Origin of the sequence: Bradyrhizobium sp. cir1 (assembly GCF_014198245.1) — a bacterium.
Taxonomy (GTDB): Bacteria; Pseudomonadota; Alphaproteobacteria; order Rhizobiales; family Xanthobacteraceae; genus Bradyrhizobium.
Genome location: NZ_JACIHE010000054.1, coordinates 1 through 9,111, shown reverse-complemented (window position 1 = coordinate 9,111; position 9,111 = coordinate 1). Strand labels below are relative to the sequence as shown.

The window sequence follows — 9,111 nt, the reverse complement described above, 5'->3', positions numbered from 1 at the left end:
CAGCCGTCGTCGAGGCGCTGCGCCAGTACTGGATGCCGATCCGCTACGCACGCGACCGCTGATCACCGCGGACGTGGGAGCTCATACCGGTTACGCTTGCCACATCCGGACGCGCCGCCCTCGAGCACTTTCTAAGCAACGGCCGTATCGAGATCGACTCCAACGCTGTCGAGCGGCCAATCCGACCGCACACCATCACAAGAAAAAATGCGCTCTTTGCGGCAGCCATGGCGGCGGCCCGATCTAGGCGACCATCCCCACGCTTCTGCAGACCGCGAAGATGAACGATGTCGATCCGCACGCCTAGCTCACGCAAACTCTCGAACGGATCGCGCAGGGCTGGCCGATCTCTCAGATTGACGCTCTCATGCCCTGGCGTTTCAAAGCCTGAACGGCCTCAGCTTGGCGCTTACGGTTCATCGACGTCCTCCTGTCGCCAGTTGTGACGATGGCCAGCCCAGCTGACCCGATCCCTTCGCTCCGGCCCCATTACGAGCCTTCGTTGCTAATACGGATCGGTCCGGCCCAGTGCTCCGCGTCGGTACTCTCGTCTCGGGTCTTCTGCTTGTGCTTCTCCCTCTCCATCGGAGCGACTGCTTCCTGCAGTTCCGCGACAGCGTCTGCATCCGATTCAATTCCAGTCGCCGCCCCCAGTCTTCAGGCTTCCGGCGAACTGATCCCAGAGGGACGACACACCTCTGGTTTCGACGACAATTCCCACGTTACGACGGTTCATCGGCGGGTTCATTTCATTCGTCTCTCGAACGCCTATCCGCTCGGGTAGCGGATGGAAAAATCGCATGTTCTTCATAGTTGCGTCACTACCACCTCTGGCGTCGTCTGATCCGACATAAGGATATTGCGAAGTGGAGCTCCGAATCCCGGACCCGACACTTCCGTCACGTCGCCGGACAGAATCTCACACTTCCCGAAACTCAATACGTCGGCTCCCAAAAAATAAACATGGACGTCGCCGGGGCGTCGAAAATGGCTATATTTGAAATGGTGGTGCTCCAAATTTGCTATCGAGTGACACATTTCGCTTTCTCCCGTCAGGAAGGACGCCCCCCAAATTTCGATTGCGCCGCGCGAAATCGACACCTTTCCTTCTATCGACGCCGGGAGATCGCCGACACGAAGTTCCGGGCCGAAAGAGCATTGTCGAAGCTTCGAGTGAGCCAGATAGAGATAGTTTTTTCGTTCCATCACGTGATCGGAAAACTCGTTGCCAAGGGCGAAACCGAGCCGCAGCACATCACCGTTGTCCGCAATCACGTAAAGTCCGACGATTTCAGCTTCCTCGCCCATGTCGTCGGCGTAACACGGTATCGAAATTGTCTGCTCAGGGTGCACGATCCAGGTACCGTCACCCTTATACGCCCATTCCGGCTGCGCGCCTATGGTACCAGGCAATGGTTTACCGCCTTCGACGCCGAGCTTGAACATCTTCATGCTGTCGGAAGAATGTTCGGTTTCTAACTTCGCATGCATGGCATTCCGTGACTTAGCGCTTCCAAGGTGTGTCAATCCAGTGATCGCAAGGACGCAATGCGCTGGATCCGGATGGTCTAACGGCACAAGAAGCCTTTTTTCACAGATGATCCGATCGTAAGCAATTGTTGCGCCGACACCTAATCTATCGACCAAAGCCTCGATTCCCATGCCGTGTCTGTGAGCCTCAAGGGCAAGCTCGCGAGTCGTATCAAGGCTGTTAAGGCGGCGCGGGCCAGTCTCATCCTTGAATACACCAACCGCGCGACTCCCGTCAGTGTCTACAAACTGAAAAAGACGCACCGAGAATAACTCCTATCAGAGCACAGCATGGAGCTGCCAGGGGATAAATTCCAGGTCGCCGTAGCCAAGCAATTCTGATTTCGTTTTTCGACCAGAGGCCACCGCTACTATGTCTTCAAAGATTTCTACTCCCTTGTCTTGGATCGACGTGCCTTCGACGATATCGCCGCAGTTGATATCCATATCGTCGCGCATGCTCGAAAAAAGCGCCGAGTTGGAGGCCAATTTGATGGAAGGAACCGGCTTGCAGCCGAACGCCGACCCCCGTCCGGTGGTGAAACAGAGCACGTTGGCTCCGCAAGCTATCTGTCCAGTCGCCGAGCAAGGGTCGAATCCGGGACCATCCATGAAAATCAAGCCTCTTCGAGACGGCCGCTCTGCATATTCGACTACGTCCTCAAGTTGGCAGGTCCCTCCTTTTGCGACTGCACCGAGCGATTTCTCCATAATAGTTGTCAAGCCGCCGGCCTTGTTGCCAGGCGAAGGATTGTTGTTCAAATTATTCCCAAAGAAGCGAGTGTAGTCTTCCCACCAAGCCAACCTGGTGTAGAGCTTGTCAGCAACCTCCGGCGTTCCCGCGCGAGCGGCCAGAATATGCTCAGCCCCGAAAATTTCCGGCGTCTCGGTCAAGATTGCGGTCGCTCCAGCGGAGGATAGAAGATCAACTGCATATCCAAGTGCGGGATTGGCCGTGATGCCCGAATAAGCGTCGGAACCACCACACTGCAGGGCGACAGAGAGCTCGCTAATTGGGGCGGGTTCGCGCTTAAATTTCGCCGCGATCGGCAGCATTTCCCTAACGAGTCTCACACCGGCGTCGACGGTTGCGCGCGTACCACCCGCAGCTTGTATAGTTAGGAACCGCAACGTCGCACCTTGCTCAAGCCCACACTCGGTGAGGAGTCGTGCGATCTGCATCTGTTCGCAGCCAAGTCCAACCATCAGTATTCCGCCAAAATTCGGATGATTGAGGTAGCCCTCAAGCGTTCGCCGAAGCAGCTCATATCCAGAGCCATGGTCCGACATCCCGCATCCTGTAGTGTGAGGGAAGGCGGCAATGCCGTCGACCCCTGTTCCAGCCAAGTCGATGTGTGTTGACGCCTCATCGGCGATTAACTTCGCGACCGTGCCCGCGCAGTTTACGGAAGTCATAACGCCGATATAGTTTCTGGTGCCCCAACGACCATTGGCCCGATGGTATCCAAGGAAAGTTCGGTCGCTGACATTCTTGACATTGGTAGCACGACCGATGACAGCACGGCGCGCATCGGTCGACTCTGTCGGGCGGACGTTGTGGACATGAACATGACTACCGGCTGCGATTGGTCCCGTCGCGAAGCCGATAATCTGACCATATTTGAGAATTGGATCACCGGCAGCAATACTTCGTGTCGCAAATTTGTGTCCACGAGGAATATTTGCCAGCAACTGTACTGAACCAACAGCCGTACCGGCCATCAATTGTTGGATGGCAACGGCAACATTGTCATCTTCGGACAGGAGGATGTACGATCGGTCGGTCATGGCTTTACAACGTACTCTGGGGACCGGTAAATTGATGTCCCGTTTTCAAACTTTCATGTTCGGTCTACTTGGCTCTTCCAAATGGTAGAACCGGCGGGCAGTGTTTCCTTCGATTTCCGCTCGATCCTGAGGCGGCAGTTCAGCAAGCAGAGCTTTTGTGGCACTTACCCAGGGATCATAACCGCCGTCTAACACGGATACCGGCCAGTCACTTCCCCACATCAGTCGCGCAGACCCGAAGCGATCGATAAGATGATCAACGTAGGGGCGCAATTGCTCGACGTGCCAATGGGGACCCGCCTCCGTAATGAGGCCGGAGATCTTGCAGAAAGCATTGGTTTCTCTCGCTATGGAGCCGATTTCGGTTGCCCATGGCTCAAATATTTTTTCTCGAATTTGTGGCTTAGCGCCGTGATCTACGACAGTACAAAGATCAGGATACTGATCGAGAAATCGACGAAGATCGATGAGTTGCCTAGGATAGACGAGCGCGTCAAACGTGAGACCGAGTTCAATCATACAGGCGATGGCGGGGGCTAACGCGGGTTGGAGCAGCCAGCCGTCGGGAAGCCATTGCACCATCGGTCTCAACCCAACAAGCTTGTGCGATTGAGCTAGTGATCTTATTCGCGCGGGCGCATCTGGCGCTAACAAGTCGATCCATCCAACAACGGCTGCTACGAAGTAAGTTGATCGCGCTACGTCTAAAAGGAAATGAGTCTCGGCTTCTGTTTCAGTACATTGTATGAGGACGGTCGCTTCGATGCCATGCCTGGCAAGATGAGGCTCTAAATGAACAGGCATAAAGTCAAGGACAATTGGCTCAATATCAGGGGTCATCCAAGGATAATCCGCCCGGGCCGGCCGCCAGAAATGATGATGTGCATCAACTCGCGTCGCCATCATGCCCGACCGTCCAACAAGCCGGCAGCTTTGAGATCATCCCAGAGCGATTCAGGAATTTCTTGGTTCAGCCACTCCGCAATCTGCTCAATTTCCGATGGTCGGGAGGCGCCCGATAATACTGACGCAACGGCGGGATGGCGAAGCGGCAATGCCAAGGAGGCAGCCGGAAGACTCACGCCGTGCTCTTTACAAACTGCTTGGATAGCGAGTGCTTTTAACCGGACACCTTCATTGGCTGGTTTATAGTTGAAGGTCGCGTTTGGAGCTGCTGGATCAACCAGGATCCCCGAGTTGAATACACCGCCCAAAAAAACAGAGGCGCCAGTTTCAATGCATTTTGGCAAGAAGACCTCGATCGCAGTCTGTTCCAACAGTGTGTAACGTCCGGCAAGAAGAAAGCAGTCAAAGTCGCCATCTCGCATGGCGTCGAAACATACCTCCCATTCGTTGGCGCCGAGCCCGACCGCCTTAATGACGCCAGCGCCACGCAAGTCATTGAGGGCCCGGTAGGCGCCGTCCATTGCCGAACGGTAAACCTGGGGCTGCAACTCAGGACCGTGGGTGTCAGTCCCAATGTCGTGGATCAGGACAATGTCCACGCATGGAAGCCCCATACGTTGGAGGCTGTCTTCGAGCGACCGCCTGGTTGCATCATAGCTATAGTCAAAGCGCACCGTAAATTGGAACGGCGACTTGAAAGGATCCGTATCGAGATCTCGTGACCCGGGTTCTAACAAGCGGCCAACTTTTGTTGAAAGAACATAATGCTTCGGCCCCTTATCGCGCAGAAAGTCACCCATCCTGCGCTCGCTCTGGCCATACCCATACATTGGTGCTGAGTCATAAAAACGAATGCCGCGCTTCCAAGCTTGACTAAGCGTCGCCCTGGCATCGTCATCATTCACGGGTCGATACAAAGATCCGAGACCTGTGCCCCCAAGCCCGAACTGGGTGACCTCAAGCCCGGTCCTTCCCACTTGCCGGCACTTTGCGCCCGACATGCCTGTCTTTGCATTAGTTTGATCGGAAATCATCCTCACGCGCTCCTCTCGGTAAGAGCTTGACTCGACCCTCGTGCACTTCGTGGAAAGGATCGGGTAAACCGTCGCGGCCATTTATTGGTCGGATGGGACCGCCGTGACCGGGATGAGGACCGCAGCCGACCGCGGTGGGATTGCCAAGTCGTCGTTAACGGGGTGCCATTCGGGGTCGTCGACCAGCCGGTACCGCATCGGTAGACTTTGGCCGTCGATGCGTACCGAGAGCCCGTCAATTGGCTCGTCCGAGTAGTTGGCTATCGCCACGGCGGTCCGTCCGTCACGGTGCCGGAATGCGGCGTAGGGATGGTGAGCGGCTCCGTTCGATTTGCGGACGGCGACTCCGACAGTGTCGATGAAGTTAGCGTCCCAGAACCAATCACGAAGCTCGACCCGCAGCTGATCCATGCGTTGACCGTACGCGACTGTGTCCGGCGCGTCAGACAGACGGCCCTTGAAGTTGAATGGCTCGTAGCTGATCACATAGCGGTACAGCAGGCATTGATTGATCATGTTGCGATCGTCGAATCCGATCACCGCGGTCATCAAAAGTCCGTCGGGCCGTAGATACCTATTAACCGGGAGGTAGTCCGGGTCTGAGCTGCGGATATAGCCGAGGTGGTACGCCTCCCACTCCAAGTCGTAGGGGGCCTCACAGGCGAACAGATAGTCACCAGGCAAGCCAGGTGTCTGGCGGAGCCGGGAGACGAACTCACGGTCGTTAGCGAATACCGGCGCGCCGAGTCGGTGCTGATGGGACTCGTCGAAGCACACCGAGGAGCCGTGCCACATCGCCTCGTCGTAGAGCATCCCGTCCGCGCCGAGGTTAACAAGGTTGGCGAATTCCTCCTGGCAAATCTTCAGGTAACGCTCACTGAGAAAGCACATTGGCACCAGCCGATGGGTATTGATGTCAAGCAGCTGGGTGATCGTCTGGTAGCGGTAGCCATAGTATTGGTAGTAATCGCCATAAGGGTCTTTCACTGCGTGGCTGATTAGCTCGCGGTGAAACCGTTCGGTCGTCCGGTCGGCCCAGGTGAACTTCGTGTACAGCACGATCTTCACGCCCAGCCGTTGACAGGCTGCGATCGCGCCGCGCAGCGCTTCGGCGCCGCCGAGCTGCTGATCCGGATTGTGTGAGGGCATATTTCCGTCTTGCCCTCCCTCGGTCCAGCCTACTACTTGGATCGCGGTGACGCCGTGCCTGGCGCATTCGGCGGCGATCTCGGGCAACTCGGCAAAGCTGACTCGCCGCTCACTTTCTTGCGACTTGAGCTGCAGCTGCAACCAAGAGTGCGGGTCACGGGCCCAGGCCGGGGGGCAGGCGCAGGGCCTGCCCCAGGCAGCGCGTCGTCGGATGTATCGGTCGGCGCCCGCGTGCCAATCGCCGGTGTAGGCGGCCACTGCGATGGGAGTGAGGGCGCGCCGCTCGCCGGCGGCGAGGTATGGCAGATGCACCGCCGCAAAATGCACCCCCACTGTATGCCCGCCGATCGCCTCACCGGCGGGCACCCGGCCACCGGCGAGTGTCCGCCAAGTGATTGAGTCATCGTAGCCGGGCAGCAACTCGGCGAACCAAGTCACTGGCTCCGCCGAAGGCTCGTCCACCCCGACGTAGAGTCCCAGTGAGCCGTCCTCGAGCAGCATCCACGGCACCATAGGGTTCATGGGAACGAAGCCAGCATGAGAGCCACAATGAAAGGTAGGGTGATCAACACCCCAGTAGCCCGCTTCATTGCGGAAGGTCGGCCAGATGCTGGACCTATAACGGCCCAAAGTGCCGGGGACATAGGTGAAGGCGTCGAGCCGGCCACTGGGTGCTGGCCGGATATCGCCCAGATCGGGAAAGTAGACGTTCTCGACGACTAGGTCGCTGGTGTTGTCTAGCTCGATGGCAAAGACGATCCGGTCCTCGTGTGCCGTGATCTGTGTCTGCACGCTGATGAGGTGCGCGGCGCCATGCTCGTCCACCACGTCGTTCCACGCACTGGTGACGGTGCGCCCGTCCTCGCTGATCAAGCAGATGGGCGTGCCTTGCTGGCGGCCATCGATGAAATTCGCTCGCCGGTCAGGCGTGGGCACCAGCAGACGGAAGGACCGGCCGAGTTCGGCACGGTCGAGCACGCCCCAGTCACCGTGCCGCATCGCGACTACTGCGCCGGTCTCGGTACTGACACCTACTCCCAGCTCCCCCGCGCGCAGCCAATGGATCGCGGCAGGATCAGATCGTGTCATCGGTTAGGCCCCTAACTAGGTTTGCTTCGGCGATGTAAGTGGCGACTTGCCGCGAGCATCAACCGTCGCAGACGTGATAGGCCATGAGGAGCACTCGTGACGAGCGATATGAGAGGAGCACGCGCAGTATTACTGCAGCCAATCCGACAATGGTGTAGAATTCCGCAAGATGTCGCAGCCGCGATCGGGAGAGACACAAATCAACCGATCTTACCAATGCGGGGCGGGCTGCCAAGCGCGGCAGGAGATAAATGCAAGATGAATAGCCTCGCGAGGTGATTGCAAAGCACGGACCGCCTACGCCGCCACTCTAACGAGTTGCCACCAGACGGGGTGAACTCGCCGTTGTTTCAATTGCAATGCACGTGTCGGCTGCGCACGTGCGCGGGCCGGTGGCAAGCCCGCCAGCAGGCGTTAGGCGTTACGAAAGGCGCAAAAGAACCATCGTCAGGCCGATTACGATCTATTCTATCTGAGTCGCCTGTTGCTGGCGCGAATTCAGCAGACGTTCTTCGTAAACAACCACCCAAGCTAGGCCGGCGAGCGTGGATCTCCGACAACTTTATGTCGTGTATTCACAGCGGGGTTGCGTCCGTCACCCACGCGAGCGCCAACGCCTCGAACATTCTGGGGACGTGATCGCGGCAGCCGAAATGCATCCTACGAAGACGAGGATCGTTTACTGCAAGGAGGATCGACGCCGAGGCAAAGGCGAAACGGTTATGTTTGACTTTCTCGGTTATTGCTTCCGGCCGCGATCGGTCCTGGGCCGCATTCGCGGAAGATGTTCCGCGGGTTCACTCCAGCGGTCAGCAACCCAGCACTGAACGTCATGCGCGCGCTACTGCCCGCGAGCTAAACCCGATGCTTAAGGGGGCGCTTACTATGGGCAATACACGCGTTTAGCGCTTTATCCGTTGGCGCGCTACATCAACCAGACATTGGCTGTATTGTTGAAGCGAAAGTATAAGCGCTTCCATCACCCGTTTAGGACGCGCGCGTCTCTTTCTGGAGAAGATCGCGCATGAGAACCGCAGGCTCTTTGTGCATTGGCAACTCGGCGATGGCGGCGCCCTGATGGGAGTCGGGTGAGGCGAGAGTCTTACGCCAGGTTCTGCGAGAGGCTGGAGGTGAAATCCCTCCGGCCTACTCACCCAAAGATCCCGGTCCTGGCGAATGGGAGGGCGGACGACGAAGGCCGGATTTGGACCTATGTCTGCGACGGTCGGCCATTTGGCGGACAAGGACCGCCGGCGGCGCTGTTTTGCGCCTCGCGCGAGGGCGGCGTGGTGTCCCAGGGCGCCGCGCCGTCTCGACTGTATGGTGCCTCGCCGGCGGATTGAAGTTCGCGATCGTTGCTCGGCGTTTAAACTGCAGTGGAGTTCTGGTTTCTGCACAATTTCCCTAATTATTGGGCTGCTTTTAGCGTTTTTATACTTGGGCAGCCCTTTACGGTTGTAAGACAACCAGGGAGGAAAAGCATGATGGTCCTGCGTGTTCTTGCGGCTGTGTTTGGCCTACTCGCGCTCAATGTAACGGTCTCGGCCCAAACCAAGGGCACGCTCGTTGCGGCGCTCGCTGCCGAGGCGACTGTCATCGATCCGACACGGTCCGC

The 9,111-nt window shown here is 57.6% G+C and carries 5 protein-coding genes and 1 pseudogene; 1 reads left to right on the top strand and 5 read right to left on the bottom strand.

The features are described from left to right. Positions 1-98 precede the first annotated feature (98 nt). Positions 99-391 (top strand): annotated as a pseudogene (locus tag GGD63_RS39715) (transposase domain-containing protein); the annotation flags it as partial. Positions 392-807: 416 nt separating this feature from the next. Here the strand turns inward: GGD63_RS39715 and araD1 are convergent. The 5 genes from araD1 to GGD63_RS39690 form a co-directional block, all read right to left on the bottom strand. Further along, positions 808-1,794: an AraD1 family protein gene (gene araD1 / locus GGD63_RS39710; protein WP_183250627.1), complete on the bottom strand. Its 987-nt coding sequence runs from the start codon at positions 1,792-1,794 to the stop codon at positions 808-810. 15 nt (positions 1,795-1,809) lie between these two features. Continuing rightward, entirely contained in the window at positions 1,810-3,318 is a 1,509-nt protein-coding gene (locus GGD63_RS39705; protein WP_183250626.1) for a UxaA family hydrolase, read from the bottom strand. A gap of 45 nt (positions 3,319-3,363) precedes the next feature. Further along, positions 3,364-4,224, bottom strand: a complete 861-nt coding sequence (locus GGD63_RS39700; protein ID WP_183250625.1) for an amidohydrolase — start codon at positions 4,222-4,224, stop codon at positions 3,364-3,366. Next, positions 4,221-5,258 carry an aldo/keto reductase gene (locus GGD63_RS39695; protein WP_246785837.1) on the bottom strand — a complete coding sequence of 346 codons (1,038 nt, stop codon included), beginning with the start codon at positions 5,256-5,258 and terminating at the stop codon, positions 4,221-4,223. The genes GGD63_RS39700 and GGD63_RS39695 overlap by 4 nt, the downstream gene beginning before the upstream one ends. An 81-nt stretch (positions 5,259-5,339) precedes the next feature. Beyond that, positions 5,340-7,496 (bottom strand): DUF6259 domain-containing protein, encoded by a 2,157-nt coding sequence (locus GGD63_RS39690; RefSeq protein WP_183250624.1) that lies wholly within the window; start codon positions 7,494-7,496, stop codon positions 5,340-5,342. Positions 7,497-9,111: the final 1,615 nt, after the last annotated feature.